Source organism: Pseudomonas sp., assembly GCF_030683065.1.
Taxonomy (GTDB): Bacteria; Pseudomonadota; Gammaproteobacteria; order Pseudomonadales; family Pseudomonadaceae; genus Aquipseudomonas.
In genome coordinates this window covers 100,470-116,642 of record NZ_JAUXMX010000024.1, presented here as the reverse complement: position 1 = coordinate 116,642, position 16,173 = coordinate 100,470, and the positions used below count along the sequence as shown (strand labels likewise).

Sequence of the window (16,173 nt, the reverse complement as noted above, 5' to 3'; positions counted from 1 at the left end):
TGACTTCAGTGCACTGACGGTGGAAAGCGTGAATCGGGTTGTTGCGAAGATCAATTTACGACCACGCAAACGCTTGGGCTGGAAGACACCGTACGAAGTGTATGCAGGGGTGAGCGTTGCACTTATGAGTTGAATTCAGGGGGTGATTCCCGCGATATGCAGGGGCAGCAGCCAAACCCAACGAAATGCGCTGAGGATCTGCGGGCGTCTCTGCTCAATAATGACGGAAAACAGTCCGATTTTTTTTAGCAAAAAGCTAAGGCAGCCCCACAAGAATAAAAGCCATATGCTGAGTAATCCCCATATGAGTGAAGCCATCAACATATTCTGATGGAACATGACCTTTCCCGCATATCCGTCATTCGGCTGCTGAGTATCATGTGTGTCGGGTGCGACGTAATATGTCGCGTTGATAGGTTAGTCTAACCCCATCAAAGGCCACTGACAGGCTGAATAGGTATGGAGGGATTTCATCATGCTGTATCTCGAACAAATCAAACCTTACGCGCTGCTGGTAGACGAGCGTACCGCTCAACCGACGCGGGTGTTCAAGACTGAACGTGTACGCGGCGGACGCGCAGCGCTCTTGCTGGCTGATAAGGAGGGCTATCTGCGTAAGAAGGTGCTGACGCGCGACGATGAGCCCTATCTGCGCATATTGGAAGGTCAGCCCCATATGCAGCGCGACCCTGCTGCCGTGCTCGGTTGCTTGCTCGGTGGCGCCGTTGGCGACGCCTTGGGCGCCCCTGTCGAGTTTATGGATTGGCCTGCCATCCGTAAGGAGTTTGGCCCCCGGGGCATCATCGATTTTGTGCCCACTTACGGGCACCTGGGTGCCATCACCGATGACACCCAGATGATGCTGTTCACTGCCGAGGGCCTGTTACGGGCCAATGTTCGCAGTGAGGCCCGTGGCATCTGTCACCCGCCCAGCGTCATTCACCACTCCCTGCTGCGCTGGCTGCTCACCCAGGGCATGCGAACCTGCGCCAAGCCTAACGAGTACGGCAACGTCATAGAAGTCGGCACCGATGGCTGGCTGTTTCAAGAGCGCCGTCTCTGGGCGAGTCGCGCTCCGGGTCGCACCTGCTTGAACGCCTTGGGCGAGAGCACGCATTTCGGCCATCTGGCAGAGAACAACAGCAAGGGCTGCGGTGGTGTGATGCGCGTTGCGCCTTGCGCCTTCTTCACCAGCGCCTTCTCCACTGCTGCCGAGTCCAGCCATATGACCCACGGCCATCCGACTGGCTACCTGGCCGCAGGACTGTTTGCGGACATACTGCAGCGGGTCTGGCTGACCCAAATCCCCCTGGCTGATGCCGTGCTCGAAAGCCTGCAAGAGAACGAACATCGGGAGGGAATGGAGGAAACCAAGCGGATTATCTCGACCGTCCTCGAGTCCTCCCGACGCGGCGTCATTCCCACGCCGGAAAGCATCGAGGCGCTAGGCGGCGGCTGGATTGCCGAGGAAGCGCTGGCCATCGGGCTTTGGTGTGCATTGACGGCCAAGAGCTTCGAGGAAGGGGTTATTCGTGCCGTGAACCACAGCGGTGACAGCGACAGTACGGGGTTGATCGCAGGTCACTTCCTGGGCCTGATTCATGGCGTCAATGCTATCCCCAACCGTTGGCTGGAGTACCTGGAACTGCGTGATGTGATCGAGCAGGTTGCCTACGATATTACCTATGTGCCCTACGCCTTCGACGGTGAGGGTGGAAGTCAGGAAAGCACCGTTATCTGGGATCGCTATCCGGGCTGGTAATAGCACTGTGTTGGCAGGTGAACAATCCAAATACGCTAGCTGATAAGGAGCACAATAAATGCACCAGAGCCTGACGGTTGAGCAGATTTCAGAGGTATTGTTTAACACCGACCCCATGGGCACTTGCTGCAAGGAAAATGACTGCTTCGACGAATACGACAATATCGCCAATGCCGTATTTGAGAGCCTGGCAAGTGGTCGGCCGACTGCAGGGGCTGTCAGGGACACGCTGATCGAGTGGTTCGAGGTTGAATCAGTTGACCCGCTGGTGATCGCCAGCGTGGTACAAGCCCTTGAGTCTCGCGCTCAGGATTAATTCGTTAAGCATTGGAGTAGTGGATGTACGATCTTATTGGCGATATTCACGGGCATGCGGCACCACTCAAGGCGCTGCTCAAGGCCATGGATTATTTTGAGCAAGATGGCGTGTGGCAACACCTAGAGCGCACTGTGATTTTTTTAGGTGATTTTGTTGATCGAGGGCCTGAACAGCTTGAGGTTATTCGCATCGCTCGCTCAATGGTAGAGCATGGCCATGCCCAAGCGGTGATGGGTAACCATGAGTTCAATGCAGTAGCTTGGGCAACGCCTAATGCTGAGATCGAAGGCGAGTATTTACGTATTCATAGTGACAAAAACCATAACCAGCATGTCGAGTTTCTAACACAAGTAAACGCAGACTCTGAGCTACATGAAGAAATAATTGCTTGGTTTAAAACGCTGCCATTGTACTTAGACCTTGAAGGGCTACGAGTCGTACATGCCTGCTGGCAGCCGGCATCGCTGCAAGAATTAAAGCACCATACCGATGATAAAAACTGCATTCTGCCAGAGGCGTGGGCGGAATTGACGCGCAAGGGTTCAGCAGGTTTCGAGGCGCTCGAGATAGTACTGAAAGGTCTAGAAATCCCACTTCCTGAAGGCGTTGACTTTGCTGACAAGGACGGCCATCGTCGCCAGCATATAAGGACTAAATGGTGGGACTCTAAGGCCGTCACCTATCGCGATATAGCCATGGTTCCGCTAGAAATTATCGAGCTTATTCCTCATGAGCCTATTTCAGATGGTTTGCTATCAAGCTACGCAAACGATAAGCCGGTTTTTCTTGGTCATTATTGGTTGAATACCGATCCTGCCCCATTAAATGAATATATTGCATGTTTGGACTATAGCATTGCAGCCAAACCGCCGAAAAATGGCATCGATAATCGCAAGCTTTGCGCGTATCGTTGGAGTGGTGAGCAGTTACTGTGTACTGAAAATTTCATTTCAGTAAACCATCAAGGCGACATAGTAAATGCTCGGTAATGATAGGCGCTGACTGAGAGGAATCAGCAGGTTCCAGTTTGTATGCACTAGTGGCTCTATTCATCTGGAGTAAATGTGAGCGGAAAATTCTCAGGTGTTCCCACAGATATAGACACCCACATAGTGGCCCAGACAGAAACAAGACTGGGTCACTATGAAGTGCTTTATCAAAAATGGCGTTGGGATGGAATTACTGCTGAAAGTCTTGTCTTTGCTAATGACGACATTTCGAACTTGAGCAATCATGAGATTGAGGCCTTGGTCAAATCGTCATCGCTTATTAAATTAGGCTCGCAAATTACATTTTCAAGAGCAGAGCATGGATTTACTTTTGCTAATTTTAATTTCGAAGTAAGCTAACCGCCCGCCTAGCCAAATCAATCGAGACCTAAGCACAAAAAAGCAATTAATTGCACGCTGTGCAATTAATTGAGTATGGCTTTAATAAAAAATAGTGCGCTATCGAATAAATATAGCACACAAAAGCATTGTGTACCCATAGGCAAAAACCATGGAAAGGCTAATCAATTCTATACTCATAAAATTCTATCCCCGTGAAAATTTGAAAGATCCCACTGAATGACATCAGTGCGCCCGCGATCAAATTCTTTTAATATGTACTCAATCACACCTTCTTGGTCGTATATTTCTTTAAACCAACTGCTTTTATCTGGGCATGAAATGGATATTCGCGCCATTCTGATATCCGTGGCTTCCCAGCATTTTTTAATAATATTTCTGTAATTAAAATTCAATTTACGACTCTCGCTCAAAATTCTGCTGGTGGGATCTTCTGAAATAATGTGAAGGTGATAATTTCCCGACTTATGCTTTTCTAACGAGCACGCGATCACCACACTTTTACTTGATCTTTTTCCAAAAACCTCTGCATTAAGCAAGTTTAGGAATTTTCTAATCAAATCCTGAGCCTTCAGGTCATCTTTCACGCCATTAAAATTAAGGGTAATAAAGAAGCGAAAGTCTTGCCTGTTGAGGGTATTAATTGTTTCTAATTTCAATCTTTTAATCGCTGCTATATCAAATATTGTTTTGTTCATTGTTGACTCGTTTATGTGATTTTTATTTCAGACACAATTAAACCAAGGCACTCTCGCTGCCTTTATTCACAAGCTCAGACATGGTTGTTAAACCGCAGAGAGTCGCCTATAGCGTTAAACCCTTCCCAGACAATGCCGGGGCCTTGACTTGCTTGTATCTATGCTTTTATTTATAGGTATGTGGTTTCTAAATTGATTAGATCTTGAGTGCTATTTGGCTCGCTGCCTGGAGTGATCGTAGGTGGTAGTGGCAAAATGACTGAAGGTCTAACCGGTTATGGTATTAAGTAACCACCAGTCTGTAACTGCGTATGCAGTTTATAGTCCCAGTACCGCTTTCACTTAAGATGGGTGATATCAAGCTCGCAATATAACTCTTGCAGTTTAAGAAGGGTGCTGGCTATTGGTTTTGCCGAATTAATGATTGGTGCTAAATTCAAGCAGCATTTTTACGGCTAACTCTGATGCAGTCGTCACACCATGCCAAAATTTCAGACTCGATCCAAACAACAGATTTAGGCCCGAGTGCGACTTGTCTAGGGAAGGTTCCGGCTGCTATGCGGCGGTAGATTTCGGACGTGGAGAGGGTGGTAAGTACTTTTACTTCAGCCAGTTTAATAAAGATGCGTAGCGAAGTTACAACTGCGGAGGGTTGTTCGATTTTTTTTTGGGTAGGTAGGGTGGTGCGTGCCATGTTTGCGGCCTCCTTTGGCTGCGTTAAGAACATGGCTCATAAGATATAGTTTGAAGCAAGAACTTTGTCCTACTAGGATTGGCTTTAGCTCTATTAGGGTTTGCGCTTTAGTGTGTCGTGGAGGGCAGCTGCTTTTAGATGTTTTGCTATGGTATCTTTACTTCCTGGTGCCTCGACTGCAAACCGCGCTGCTGCTGCCTGTAGAATTTCCGCTGCCTTAAACGGTTTGCTTAAATCGTAATCAGACTCCTTAGCTAAGATCAGAATGATTCGCTCCATGCTTGCTCGCTCACGATAATCTAGCGGCTTTTCCAGCTGCATAGGCTTGTCGTCATTAGTCATAGTAACGAATGCTTCAAGGTCAGCTGGTTTGATAACTAAATTCGCCGAACTAATAGACGGTTTCTGGTATGCGTGCCCGGGAGAGGCTGGGTCAGCAGTCATGGGTATGGAACTAAGTGATTGTTGTAGTTTCTCGAGCATCGATAGGCTCTTGTTGGGGGCTTCTCCGTCGGAGATGTTGCTAATTACACGTGTGTATTTTGTGCGATCTATCTCATAACAGGCAGCTTTGATGTCTGTTTCCAATTTAATTGTTATGTAGTTGTTGGTTGAGTCAAGCTCTGCAATATCAATGTTATATATGCCATTAATGATTTTGTCTGGCGTTTCACCCGGAGTCGGGCAGTGAGCAAAGTGTTTGCTTTTCGCTGCGTTGTTGGTGTCTTTGGGTTTTAGATAAAAACAATGCCATTCGTTAGTAATGACTGAAGCCGCAATGTGCCCATCCAGTAAAAGTCTTTCTACATCGAGAGTTGTTATCTCTTCTTCTAGCTTTTTTGTCAGGTATTCGGCTGCGTCGCCAGAGGTGAGGTATCTCTTGAACTTCAGCATCTTGCTCATATGCTTATTTCTCAAACGTAATTTTAAAATAGATGCGGCACCGCTGGCGCAGGAAATGACTTCGTCTCAGTTAAACTCAGCCAAAAAACTTAGCCGCTGTGCTTGAGGTTCGCGAGGTTGGCGTCGCTGCAAGTGCTCTCAATTGAGTCAGCCCATGCCTGCATCATCTTCCGGTGCTGATCAAGGTAGGCTGCGTGGTTGTATGTCGCGCGCATGTCGTCGCTATCGCCGTGAGCGAGCTGGCGTTCGACCCAATCCTTGTTGTATCCACGTCCATTAAGCTCTGTGCTCAGCAGATGTCGGAAGCCGTGACCAGTCTGTCGACCTTCATAGCCTGCTAGCTTGAGCGCTTTATTAACAGTGTTCTCGCTCATGGGCCGCTCTGGATTGTTAGCACCAGCAAAAACTAGTGAGTAGCGTCCTGTGATCTCTTGTATCTGGCTGAGGATGATCAGGGCTTGATCGGGCAGGGGCACCAGATGCATCCGGCGAGCTTTCATGCGTTCGGCGGGGATTGTCCAAGTAGCTGCCGCAAGGTCGAACTCTGACCACTGCGCGTTTCGCATTTCGCCGGGGCGTACGCCGGTGAGTACCAGCATGCGCACTGCGTAATGGGTCAAGACGTGACATTTACTCGCTTCGAGTTTTTCCAGCAGCTCTGGTAATTCGGCAAATGTCACGTGCGGATGGTGGACGGTGCGGGGGGCATGGGCAGCCACTACATCTAGATCGGTAGCGGGGTTACCTTCAACAACACCCTTAGCTAAACCGTAACGGAATATTTGACTTAACCATTGACGCGTTTTTTTCGCCACGTTAAAGGCCTTGCGACCTTCGATCTTACGCAGTAGGTCGACCAGTTCCGGCCGGGTGATGGCCTTAACAGGGCGTTTGCCTAAGGCTGGCAAAATATCAGACGCAAGATACGCGGCAGCTTTATTAGCAGTCGGCACTGCCCAGCGCGGTGATTTGTAGTCGAACCATTCTTTAGCCAGTACCTCGAATGTCAGGCCTTCCATCTTTTGCGCTATTTTCACGGCTTGGCGCTGTTCGCTCGGGTCTATGCCGTCGTTCAGTAGCTGTCGGGCTGCGTCGCGTTGCTGCCTGGCTTTCAAAAGCGTGATGTTGGGATATGCGCCTAAAGCCAGCATCCTTGCTTTGCCGTTGAATCGGTAGCGGTAGCGCCATAATTTCGATCCGCTCGGATTAACTTCGACGCAGAGTCCGTTGGCGTCTGTTAGCCGGTAGAGCTTTTCTTTGGGCTTAGCGGTGCGGATGGTGGTATCTGTCAGCGGCATAGCGATCCCTTGCAGGTCACACCACTCTAGGCTTGTGGCTCTTGGTGTGAGTAGATTGTTAGACCTTACTAGCTCTACTCACAAATCTACTCACATAATTCTGGGCTTTCAAGGGAAGGGTTGGGAATTGTAGGCAATAAAAAACCGGCTCAGATGGCCGGTTCTCTAGTGTCTCAGGTCGTTTCGGTACGTCCTGATAAGTTTGTATGGTGCCCCGGGGGAGACTCGAACTCCCACTTCTCTCGAAAACGGATTTTGAATCCGCCGCGTCTACCGGTTCCGCCACCGGGGCACAATGGCGGTGGAGTATAGGGATGCATTGGGGCTTGGTCAATCCACTTGCGTGGCCAGATTGCACTATTTCCGGTAAGCTTTGCCGCCCTGTTAGATGACTCCCTCCCAAAATGCGCGTTGCCGACTTTGATTTCGAGCTGCCTGACGCTCTTATTGCCCTCCACCCGCTTGCTGAGCGCCGTGCCAGTCGTTTGCTGGTGCTGGATGGGCCCAGTGGTGCGCTAGCGCACCGTCAGTTCAGTGATCTGCTGGAGTATTTGCGCCCCGGAGACTTGATGGTGTTTAACAACACCCGGGTGATTCCTGCGCGTCTATTCGGCCAGAAGGCTTCTGGCGGCAAGCTCGAAGTGTTGGTCGAGCGGGTGCTGGACAGTCATCGAGTCCTGGCTCATGTGCGTTCGAGCAAGTCGCCCAAGCCGGGTTCGACGATTCTGATTGATGGCGGTGGTGAGGCGCAGATGGTGGCGCGGCATGACGCGCTGTTCGAGTTGCGTTTTGCCGAAGAGGTTTTGCCGCTGCTCGAGCGGGTGGGTCACATGCCGCTGCCTCCTTATATAGACCGTCCGGACGATGCAGCCGATCGCGAGCGCTACCAGACCGTTTACGCCGCGCGTGCCGGTGCGGTGGCGGCGCCTACCGCAGGTTTGCATTTCGATCAGGCGTTGCTGGCGAGCATTGCCGAGATGGGGGTTGAAAGTGCCTTTGTGACCCTGCATGTCGGGGCGGGTACTTTTCAGCCAGTACGGGTCGAGCGCATCGAAGATCACCACATGCACAGCGAGTGGCTGGAGGTCGGTCAGGATGTAGTCGATGCTGTTGCTGCCTGCCGTGCCCGTGGCGGGCGTGTGGTGGCGGTGGGCACCACCAGCGTTCGTTCGCTGGAAAGCGCGGCGCGCGATGGCGTGCTCAAGGCGTTTAGTGGTGACACCGATATATTTATCTACCCGGGTCGGCCGCTGCATGTGGTCGATGCGCTGGTGACCAATTTCCATTTGCCGCAATCGACCTTGTTGATGCTGGTATCGGCGTTTGCCGGGTTCCCGGAAACCATGGCTGCCTATAAAAGCGCGGTCGCCGAAGGTTATCGCTTCTTCAGTTATGGTGATGCCATGTTCATCACCCGCAACCCCGCGCCACGCGGGCCAGAGGATCACGTATGACGCGCACCTGCCGGATGTCTTTTGAATTGCTGGCGACCGATGGCAAGGCGCGGCGCGGACGCATTACCTTCCCCCGTGGCGTGGTCGAGACGCCGGCCTTCATGCCGGTGGGCACCTATGGCACGGTCAAAGGTATGTTGCCGCGCGACATTGAGGCGACGGGTGCGCAGATGATCCTCGGTAACACCTTCCATCTGTGGCTACGCCCGGGCACCGAGGTAATCAAAAAGCATGGCGATCTGCACGATTTCATGCAGTGGCAAGGGCCGATTCTGACCGACTCCGGCGGTTTTCAAGTGTTTAGCCTGGGGGCGATGCGCAAGATCAAGGAGGAGGGCGTGTATTTCGCCTCGCCGGTAGATGGCGCCAAGGTGTTCATGGGGCCTGAAGAATCGATGCAGGTGCAGCGCGATCTGGGTTCGGATGTGGTGATGATCTTTGACGAGTGCACGCCTTATCCGGCTGAATTCGATGTCGCCAAACGCTCCATGGAGCTCTCGCTGCGTTGGGCCAAGCGCTCGAAAGAGGCGCATGGCGAAAACACGGCGGCGCTATTCGGCATCGTTCAGGGCGGCATGCATGAAGAATTGCGCAAGGTCTCCCTTGATGGGCTGGAGCAGATCGGCTTTGACGGTTACGCCATTGGCGGTCTATCGGTCGGCGAGCCGAAAGACGAGATGATCAAGGTGTTGGATTATCTGCCGGCGCAGTTGCCTGCGGATAAGCCGCGCTACCTGATGGGTGTTGGCAAGCCAGAGGATTTGGTCGAGGGCGTGCGCCGCGGCGTGGACATGTTCGACTGCGTAATGCCGACCCGTAATGCACGCAATGGGCATTTGTTCGTCGATACCGGGGTGTTGAAGATTCGTAATGCAGTGCACCGGCATGACGATTCACCTCTGGATGCGACCTGTGATTGTTACACCTGCAAACATTTCTCCCGTGCCTACCTGCATCATTTGGATAAGTGCGGCGAAATGCTGGGCAGTATGCTGAATACAATCCACAACTTACGTCACTATCAGCTGCTAATGGCTGGTTTGCGCGAGGCTATCCAACAGGGTACATTGGCCGCCTTTGTCGATGCCTTCTATGCCCGGCGTGGCCTGCAGGTCCCGCCACTGGGCTGATAATCAACGTTCTTAAATAGCTTTCAATAGGAGTGTTACATGAGCTTTTTGATCCCGATGGCTTATGCCGATGCCGCTGCGCCAGCTGGTCCGGCTGGTTCCGGTTTTGAGTGGGTGTTTCTGGTTGGTTTTCTGGTCATCTTCTATCTGATGATCTGGCGCCCCCAGGCCAAGCGTGCCAAAGAGCACAAGAACTTGCTTGGTACCCTGCAGAAAGGTGACGAGGTTGTGACCAGCGGCGGTATCGCCGGCAAAGTGGCCAAGGTCAGCGATGACTTCGTGGTACTGGAAGTGTCCGACACCGTTGAGCTGAAGATTCAAAAAGTGGCCATCGCCGCGACCCTGCCTAAGGGCACGCTGAAAGCGATCTAAGTAGCAGACTTTCTACCATTCGACGGGGCGCTTAATGCGCCCCGCTTCATAACGGGCGGCGTCATGCTCAATAAGTTCCCCCTCTGGAAGTACCTGCTGATCCTGGCTGTGCTGGCGATCGGCTTTCTTTATTCCGCGCCCAACCTTTACCCAGATGATCCGGCGATCCAGATCAGTGGCAGTAATATTGCCATGCAGGTCGAGCAGGCCGATCTCGAGCGTGCCGGGCGTGCCCTGGGCGAGGCCGGTATCGAGGTCAAAGCTCTTGAGGTTGCTGCGCAGGGTCGCGCCGGGTTGATCCGCTTGATGCACAAGGCTGATCAGCTGCCAGCCAAGGATGTCGTGCGGCGCGCGTTGAGCGAGGAGTTTGTGGTGGCGCTGAACCTGGCGCAAACCACTCCTGACTGGCTGCGTAATGTGGGTGCTGGGCCGATGAAGTTAGGCCTGGACTTGTCCGGTGGTGTGCACTTCCTGCTGGAAGTGGACATGGATAAGGCCCTGGATGCGCGGCGCAAGGTCTATGAGGGTGAGGTCAAGAGCGTGTTGCGCAAAGAGCGTGTGCGCTACCGCAGCCTGCCTGAATTCAATGACGCCATTCAGTTGGGTTTCGCCGACGAGGCTACTCTGGAGAAGGCCGAGAGTCTGATTCGCAAGGAATTCTCCGACTTTGAGTTGAATGCGCTCGAGCGTAACGGTTTGCAGGTGCTGCGTTTAACCTTGACCCAGGCCAAGCTCGCAGAAATTCGTGAGTACTCGATCAAGCAGAACCTGACCACTGTGCGCAATCGGGTCAACGAGTTGGGCGTGGCCGAACCGCTGGTTCAGCGCCAGGGTGCCAATCGCATCGTGGTTGAGTTGCCGGGCGTGCAGGACACCGCAGAAGCCAAGCGTATTCTGGGCAAGACGGCCAACCTTGAGTTTCGTTTGGCTGCCGGTCCCGATGCATCGAGAGCCTCGACTGAGGCCTTCGAGTTCCGCGAGGAGGGGCGTCCGCCTGCCGAGTTGGAGCGTGAGCTGATTATCACCGGTGACCAGGTGACCGATGCCCAGGCCAGCTTTGATGAGAATGGCAGCCCGCAGGTGAACATTCGTCTGGATGGTCATGGCGGCGAGTTGATGAACCGTGCAACGCGCAGCAATGTCGGGCGCAGCATGGCGGTGATCTTTATCGAGCAAAAGCCGACTGTGCGCTACATGCGCGAGGTGGTTGATGGCGTCGAGAAGGAAGTCGCGATCCAGAGCTTCGTCGAAGAGAAGAAGATCATCAGTCTGGCCACCATTCAGTCGCCGCTGGGTGGTCAGTTCCGGATTACCGGTCTCGATGGTCCGGGTGAGTCGACCGAACTGGCGCTGTTGTTGCGCGCTGGCGGCCTGGCGGCGCCAATGTATTTCGCCGAGGAACGAACCATTGGTCCGAGCCTGGGTGCAGACAACATCGCCAAGGGTGTCAATGCTGCCCTCTGGGGCATGTTGTTCGTCTCGCTGTTTATCATTGTGATCTACCGCTTCTTTGGTGTGCTGGCAACCCTTGCCCTGGGTTTGAACATGGTGATGTTGCTGGCGCTGATGTCGTTGCTGAGCGCCACCCTGACGTTGCCGGGTATCGCCGGTATCGTGCTGACCATGGGTATGGCGGTGGATGCCAACGTGCTGATCTTCTCGCGGATTCGCGAGGAAATCGCCAATGGCATGTCAGTGCAGCGGGCGATTCATGAGGGCTTTGACCGTGCTTACTCGGCGATTATCGACGGTAACCTGACCACCTTGCTGGTGGGCGGGATTCTCTTCGCCATGGGTACCGGTCCGGTCAAGGGCTTTGCGGTGACACTGTCGCTGGGCATTCTCACCTCGATGTTCACTGCCATTCTGGTGACGCGAGCCATGGTCAACCTGAGCTTCGGCGGGCGTGACCTGAAGAAGTTGTGGATTTAAGGGGCTGAGATGAATCGTGTAATTAACTTCATGGGCGTGCGCAAGATTGCGCTGGCCCTCACCCTGCTCGTGACCGTTATCGCACTAGGTAGCCTGGCTACCAAAGGCCTTAACTTCGGCCTGGACTTTACCGGCGGTACGCAGATCGAGCTGGCCTATGAGCAGCCGGCAGACCTCAGCAGTATTCGCCAGCATTTGTCCGGCGCCGGCTATGGCGATGCCGTGGTGCAGAGCTTTGGTGCTACCACTGAGGTGGTGGTGCGTATGCAGGGCGATGATGCGGAGTTGGGTAACAAGGTTGCCGCCGTGCTGCAGCAGGCGGGCGACAAGCTGCAAGTGAAAAAGGTCGAGTTCGTCGGGCCGCAGGTGGGTGAGGAGCTGCGCGATCAGGGCGGCCTGGGTATGCTTCTGGCGTTGGGCGGGGTCATGCTGTACCTGGCTTTCCGCTTTCAGTGGAAGTTTTCCGCTGGTGCCTTCATCTCGTTGGTGCATGACGTCATCGTCACCCTGGGTATTCTGTCGTTCTTTCAGATTACGTTCGATCTCACTGTGCTGGCGGCACTGCTGGCGATCATCGGTTATTCGTTGAACGACACCATTGTGGTCTTCGATCGGGTGCGCGAAAACTTTCGGGTGCTGCGCAAGACCAGCCTGATCGACAACATCAATATCTCCACTACGCAAACGCTGCTGCGCACCCTGGCCACCTCGATTTCGACCTTGCTGGCGGTTGGTTCCTTGTTGGTCTTTGGTGGCGATAACCTGTTCGGTTTTGCGATCGCGCTGTTCGTGGGCATCTTTGTGGGTACCTATTCGTCGATTTATATCTCCAACGCCGCGCTGGTCTGGCTTGACCTAACGGTCGATGACCTGATTCCGCCAGTGGCGACCGAAGAGGTCGATGAGCGCCCCTGAGTTGGCTTGGGGGCTTTGTGCGGCAGTTGAACTAGTGGCGCATTGCTCCTGTCATACCTTCGGACACAAGGTGCCAGGCACCCAATAAGCGAAATCAGGAGTTTCCATGAACAAGTCAATGCTCGTTGGTGCTGTGCTGGGTGCCGTCGGTGTGACAGCGGGCGGTGCGGTAGCCACTTATAGTCTTATGGGTGGTTCCGAGTACGCCGAAGTTTTGGCTGTGCAGCCGGTCAAGGAGACGATCAAGACGCCGCGCCAAGTCTGCGAGGACGTTACCGTGACCCGGCAGAAGCCGGTGCAGGATCAGCATCAGATTGCCGGTACGGCAATCGGGGCGGTGGTCGGTGGCTTGTTGGGTAACCAGGTAGGCGGCGGCTCTGGCAAGAAGATTGCGACCGTAGCCGGCGCTGTTGGTGGCGGTTACGCCGGCAACAAAGTGCAGGAAAACATGCAGGCGGGTGATACCTACACCACCACTGAAAACCGTTGCCGTACCGTCACCGATACCAGCGAGAAAGTGGTCGGTTATGACGTGAAGTATCAGCTGGACGGTGAAGAGGGGCGCGTGCGCATGGACAATGACCCTGGTAGCCGAATTCCGGCTAAAGACGGGCAGTTGGTATTGGTCGACGCGGCCGAGTAACTCTGCAGATAAAATGGCGCTCTGCGGGGCGCTTTTTTCTGGCTAATAAAAAACCGGCACATGGCCGGTTTTTTATTGATCGCGCAATCAGCGTTTCATTGAGGCGGAAAGGTGCGGCTGGATAGCCGTCAGCACTGCCTTGAAGCACTTGGTGTTGCCGGCGACGATCTGGCCTTTTTCGAGGAATTCGTGGCCGCCGGTGAAGTCGCTGACCAGGCCGCCTGCTTCCTGGATCAGTAGGGCGCCAGCAGCCATGTCCCATTCGGACAGGCCGAACTCCCAGAAGGCATCGTAACGACCAGCGGCCACGTAGGCCAGGTCCAGGCTGGCGGCACCGGCACGGCGAACGCCGGCAGTCTGGCCAACCAGGTTGCGGAACATGCCGAGGTAGTTTTCCAGGTTGTCGAGTTGGCTATCGCGGAACGGGAAGCCGGTGCCGAGCAGCGCGCCTTCCAGGCTCTTGCGTGAGCTGACGCGCAGGCGGCGGCCGTTGAGGGCGGCGCCACGGCCGCGGCTTGCCGTGAATTCTTCCTGGCGCACGGGGTCGATGACTACGGCGTGTTCCAGTCGGCCGCGGTACTTGCAGGCCAGGCTGACGGCAAAATGCGGCACGCCACGGATAAAGTTGGTGGTACCGTCCAGTGGATCGATGATCCACAGGTAGTCTTTGCCATCGCCACTGCCTTGGATCAGGCCGCCTTCCTCGCCGAGAAAGCTGTGGGTCGGGTAAGCCTTACGCAGTGCGTGGATGATCAGTAGCTCGGCAGAGCGATCAATCTCGGTTACGTAATCCTTGGCATCTTTCTCGTCGACCGAGATGACGTCCAAGCGTTCGATCGAGCGAAAGATCATTTCACCGGCGCTGCGGGCTGCGCGCAGGGCGATATTCAGCATGGGCTGCATGGATGATTCACCTGGGTCGTTAAAGAAAGCCGGCCATATTAGCAGAAAAGACTGCTTGAAGAAGTGCCGTCTGTGTCCCGCATGGCATTACCTTGGACGGTTCTGTAAGCTTTGCTGCCCTTGACTACCCATGTGAGCGCTTGCATTGCTGCAAAATATTCGAGTGGTTCTGGTCAATACCAGTCATCCCGGCAATATCGGAGGCGCTGCGCGCGCCATGAAAAATATGGGCCTGTCGCGTTTGGTGCTGGTCGACCCAATTGATTTTCCCAGCGGCGATGCGGTGGCGCGAGCCTCCGGTGCGACTGATGTACTTGACGCTGCGCAGGTGGTTGGCACGCTTGAAGAGGCGCTGGTCGGCTGCAGTTTAGTGCTGGGTACCAGTGCGCGCGATCGGCGTATTCCCTGGCCGTTGCTTGATCCGCGTGAGTGCGGGCTGGCCACCTGCGAGCAGGCGCTGCAGGGGGGCGAAGTGGCCCTGGTGTTCGGTCGTGAATACGCGGGTCTGACCAACGAGGAGCTGCAGCGTTGTCACTTCCATGTGCATATTCCCTCCGACCCGGCGTTTAGTTCGCTGAACTTGGCGGCGGCGGTCCAGGTGCTGGCCTATGAGGTACGCATGGCCTGGCTGGCAGCGCAGAATAAGCCGACCAAGACGCTCAAGCTGGAAACTACGGCGATCCAGAGTTCCCAGCCAGTCACGACGGATGAGCTGGAGTCTTTTTATGCGCATCTACAGCTTGCGCTGGTAGAAATTGGCTTTCTTGATCCGGCTAAGCCGCGGCACTTGATGAGTCGCTTGCGGCGCCTTTATGGGCGTAGCGGAGTCAGTAAGCTGGAAATGAATATCTTGCGTGGCATTTTGACAGAGACCGTCAAGGCCGCGCGTGGTGAGCACCATAAGCAGGGGAAAACTGATGTTTGAGCGTATGCGGGAAGATATCCAGGGCGTATTTCACCGAGATCCGGCGGCGCGCAATACGCTTGAGGTGGTCACCTGCTATCCGGGTCTGCATGCAGTCTGGCTGCATCGTCTGGCGCATGCGTTGTGGGCTTCCGGCTGGAAGTGGTTAGCGCGCGTGGTGTCCAACCTTGGGCGCTGGCTGACCGGGATCGAGATCCACCCCGGGGCAAAGATTGGCCGGCGCTTCTTCATTGACCATGGCATGGGTGTTGTCATCGGTGAGACGGCAGAGATTGGTAACGATGTCACCCTGTATCAGGGTGTGACCTTGGGTGGTACCAGCTGGAATAAGGGCAAGCGCCATCCGACGCTTGGCGATGGTGTGGTAGTAGGTGCTGGCGCCAAGGTGCTTGGGCCGTTCACGGTGGGTGCAGGTGCCAAGATTGGTTCCAATGCAGTGGTGACCAAGGAGGTGCCGGCAGGGGCGACTGCAGTGGGTATCCCTGGGCGAATCATCGCTAAAGTGGACGACGAGCAGGCGGCCAAGCGTCAAGCCATGGCTGAGAAACTGGGTTTCGATGCCTATGGCGTCGGTCAGGACATGCCGGATCCGGTAGCGCGTGCCATTGGGCAGCTGCTTGATCACTTGCAGGCGGTTGATGGGCGACTGGAGGGCATGTGCAAGGCGCTTAACGAACTGGGCAGTGACTACTGTGCCAAGGAGCTGCCGGCGCTGCGCACTGAAGACTTCGTCGGCGTGTGCAAGGAGCAGGATGACAAGCCCGCGCCTGGCTGAGCGGTTTGTTATGCTGGGCGGCCTTTAGCCGGGGCTAATCCCGAGTAAATTATAAGGTCTTATAGTTGACGTAAATACTCGGGAATTGCATAATCGGCGCA

General features: G+C 54.4%; 17 protein-coding genes, 1 tRNA gene and 1 pseudogene. 13 read left to right on the top strand and 6 right to left on the bottom strand.

Translation table 11 applies throughout. The annotated features are described in order from the left end of the window. The 5 genes and pseudogenes from Q8K09_RS05815 to Q8K09_RS05795 form a co-directional block, all read left to right on the top strand. Positions 1–133: pseudogene (locus tag Q8K09_RS05815) on the top strand (IS30 family transposase); the annotation flags it as partial. 342 nt (positions 134–475) lie between these two features. Further along, a complete protein-coding gene (locus Q8K09_RS05810) occupies positions 476–1,762 on the top strand; it encodes an ADP-ribosylglycohydrolase family protein (protein WP_370869489.1) in 1,287 nt (428 codons plus the stop codon). Positions 1,763–1,820: 58 nt separating this feature from the next. Further along, positions 1,821–2,078, top strand: a complete 258-nt coding sequence (locus Q8K09_RS05805; protein ID WP_305254027.1) for a hypothetical protein — start codon at positions 1,821–1,823, stop codon at positions 2,076–2,078. Positions 2,079–2,101: 23 nt separating this feature from the next. Continuing rightward, positions 2,102–3,070: a metallophosphoesterase gene (locus Q8K09_RS05800; protein ID WP_305254026.1), complete on the top strand. Its 969-nt coding sequence runs from the start codon at positions 2,102–2,104 to the stop codon at positions 3,068–3,070. Positions 3,071–3,145: 75 nt separating this feature from the next. Further along, a complete protein-coding gene (locus Q8K09_RS05795; RefSeq protein ID WP_305254025.1) occupies positions 3,146–3,430 on the top strand; it encodes a hypothetical protein in 285 nt (94 codons plus the stop codon). Between the two features lie 176 nt (positions 3,431–3,606). Here the strand turns inward: Q8K09_RS05795 and Q8K09_RS05790 are convergent, their stop codons facing one another. The 5 genes from Q8K09_RS05790 to Q8K09_RS05770 all read right to left on the bottom strand — a co-directional run bounded on the left by Q8K09_RS05790 (position 3,607) and on the right by Q8K09_RS05770 (position 7,315). After that, a complete protein-coding gene (locus Q8K09_RS05790) occupies positions 3,607–4,128 on the bottom strand; it encodes a hypothetical protein (protein WP_305254024.1) in 522 nt (173 codons plus the stop codon). A 436-nt stretch (positions 4,129–4,564) separates the two neighbouring features. Next, complete coding sequence (locus Q8K09_RS05785) at positions 4,565–4,822, bottom strand: AlpA family transcriptional regulator (protein ID WP_305254023.1); 258 nt, start codon at positions 4,820–4,822, stop codon at positions 4,565–4,567. A 93-nt stretch (positions 4,823–4,915) separates the two neighbouring features. Next, on the bottom strand, positions 4,916–5,725 hold the full coding sequence (locus Q8K09_RS05780; protein ID WP_305254022.1) for a hypothetical protein: 810 nt from the start codon (positions 5,723–5,725) through the stop codon (positions 4,916–4,918). Between the two features lie 89 nt (positions 5,726–5,814). Continuing rightward, positions 5,815–7,023 carry an integrase arm-type DNA-binding domain-containing protein gene (locus Q8K09_RS05775; protein WP_305254021.1) on the bottom strand — a complete coding sequence of 403 codons (1,209 nt, stop codon included), beginning with the start codon at positions 7,021–7,023 and terminating at the stop codon, positions 5,815–5,817. A gap of 207 nt (positions 7,024–7,230) precedes the next feature. Continuing rightward, positions 7,231–7,315 (bottom strand) — tRNA-Leu (locus Q8K09_RS05770). Positions 7,316–7,427: 112 nt separating this feature from the next. On the opposite strand from Q8K09_RS05770, the gene queA reads away from it, so the two are divergent. The 6 genes from queA to Q8K09_RS05740 all read left to right on the top strand — a co-directional run bounded on the left by queA (position 7,428) and on the right by Q8K09_RS05740 (position 13,469). Next, the gene (queA, locus tag Q8K09_RS05765) at positions 7,428–8,477 is read left to right on the top strand and encodes a tRNA preQ1(34) S-adenosylmethionine ribosyltransferase-isomerase QueA (protein WP_305254020.1); all 1,050 of its coding nucleotides are present in this window, start codon (positions 7,428–7,430) and stop codon (positions 8,475–8,477) included. A 14-nt stretch (positions 8,478–8,491) separates the two neighbouring features. Beyond that, positions 8,492–9,607 (top strand): tRNA guanosine(34) transglycosylase Tgt, encoded by a 1,116-nt coding sequence (gene tgt / locus Q8K09_RS05760; protein ID WP_305254031.1) that lies wholly within the window; start codon positions 8,492–8,494, stop codon positions 9,605–9,607. 39 nt (positions 9,608–9,646) lie between these two features. Continuing rightward, complete coding sequence (gene yajC, locus Q8K09_RS05755; protein WP_305254019.1) at positions 9,647–9,979, top strand: preprotein translocase subunit YajC; 333 nt, start codon at positions 9,647–9,649, stop codon at positions 9,977–9,979. Between the two features lie 63 nt (positions 9,980–10,042). Further along, positions 10,043–11,911, top strand: a complete 1,869-nt coding sequence (gene secD / locus Q8K09_RS05750; RefSeq protein WP_305254018.1) for a protein translocase subunit SecD — start codon at positions 10,043–10,045, stop codon at positions 11,909–11,911. A 9-nt stretch (positions 11,912–11,920) separates the two neighbouring features. Beyond that, positions 11,921–12,826 carry a protein translocase subunit SecF gene (secF, locus tag Q8K09_RS05745; RefSeq protein ID WP_305254017.1) on the top strand — a complete coding sequence of 302 codons (906 nt, stop codon included), beginning with the start codon at positions 11,921–11,923 and terminating at the stop codon, positions 12,824–12,826. Between the two features lie 106 nt (positions 12,827–12,932). After that, positions 12,933–13,469, top strand: coding sequence for a glycine zipper 2TM domain-containing protein (locus tag Q8K09_RS05740; protein ID WP_305254016.1), 537 nt, complete (start codon positions 12,933–12,935; stop codon positions 13,467–13,469). A gap of 87 nt (positions 13,470–13,556) precedes the next feature. Here the strand turns inward: Q8K09_RS05740 and suhB are convergent, their stop codons facing one another. After that, positions 13,557–14,372: an inositol-phosphate phosphatase gene (gene suhB / locus Q8K09_RS05735; protein ID WP_305254015.1), complete on the bottom strand. Its 816-nt coding sequence runs from the start codon at positions 14,370–14,372 to the stop codon at positions 13,557–13,559. A gap of 145 nt (positions 14,373–14,517) precedes the next feature. Here suhB and trmJ point away from each other — a divergent pair, with 145 nt between their 5' ends. Further along, positions 14,518–15,297 carry a tRNA (cytosine(32)/uridine(32)-2'-O)-methyltransferase TrmJ gene (gene trmJ / locus Q8K09_RS05730; protein WP_305254014.1) on the top strand — a complete coding sequence of 260 codons (780 nt, stop codon included), beginning with the start codon at positions 14,518–14,520 and terminating at the stop codon, positions 15,295–15,297. Beyond that, positions 15,290–16,072, top strand: a complete 783-nt coding sequence (cysE, locus tag Q8K09_RS05725; RefSeq protein WP_305254013.1) for a serine O-acetyltransferase — start codon at positions 15,290–15,292, stop codon at positions 16,070–16,072. The genes trmJ and cysE overlap by 8 nt, the downstream gene beginning before the upstream one ends. Positions 16,073–16,173: the final 101 nt, after the last annotated feature.

Excerpts from the sequence above, each read along its gene's own strand:
- Q8K09_RS05800 (WP_305254026.1), top strand. The coding sequence starts at position 2,102 with ATGTACGATCTTATTGGCGATATTCACGGGCATGCGGCACCACTCAAG.
- Q8K09_RS05780 (WP_305254022.1), bottom strand. The coding sequence starts at position 5,725 with ATGAGCAAGATGCTGAAGTTCAAGAGATACCTCACCTCTGGCGACGCA.
- cysE (WP_305254013.1), top strand. The coding sequence starts at position 15,290 with ATGTTTGAGCGTATGCGGGAAGATATCCAGGGCGTATTTCACCGAGAT.
- Q8K09_RS05790 (WP_305254024.1), bottom strand. The coding sequence starts at position 4,128 with ATGAACAAAACAATATTTGATATAGCAGCGATTAAAAGATTGAAATTA.
- secF (WP_305254017.1), top strand. The coding sequence starts at position 11,921 with ATGAATCGTGTAATTAACTTCATGGGCGTGCGCAAGATTGCGCTGGCC.
- secD (WP_305254018.1), top strand. The coding sequence starts at position 10,043 with ATGCTCAATAAGTTCCCCCTCTGGAAGTACCTGCTGATCCTGGCTGTG.
- yajC (WP_305254019.1), top strand. The coding sequence starts at position 9,647 with ATGAGCTTTTTGATCCCGATGGCTTATGCCGATGCCGCTGCGCCAGCT.
- suhB (WP_305254015.1), bottom strand. The coding sequence starts at position 14,372 with ATGCAGCCCATGCTGAATATCGCCCTGCGCGCAGCCCGCAGCGCCGGT.
- Q8K09_RS05785 (WP_305254023.1), bottom strand. The coding sequence starts at position 4,822 with ATGGCACGCACCACCCTACCTACCCAAAAAAAAATCGAACAACCCTCC.
- Q8K09_RS05805 (WP_305254027.1), top strand. The coding sequence starts at position 1,821 with ATGCACCAGAGCCTGACGGTTGAGCAGATTTCAGAGGTATTGTTTAAC.
- queA (WP_305254020.1), top strand. The coding sequence starts at position 7,428 with ATGCGCGTTGCCGACTTTGATTTCGAGCTGCCTGACGCTCTTATTGCC.
- Q8K09_RS05740 (WP_305254016.1), top strand. The coding sequence starts at position 12,933 with ATGAACAAGTCAATGCTCGTTGGTGCTGTGCTGGGTGCCGTCGGTGTG.
- tgt (WP_305254031.1), top strand. The coding sequence starts at position 8,492 with ATGTCTTTTGAATTGCTGGCGACCGATGGCAAGGCGCGGCGCGGACGC.
- Q8K09_RS05810 (WP_370869489.1), top strand. The coding sequence starts at position 476 with ATGCTGTATCTCGAACAAATCAAACCTTACGCGCTGCTGGTAGACGAG.
- Q8K09_RS05775 (WP_305254021.1), bottom strand. The coding sequence starts at position 7,023 with ATGCCGCTGACAGATACCACCATCCGCACCGCTAAGCCCAAAGAAAAG.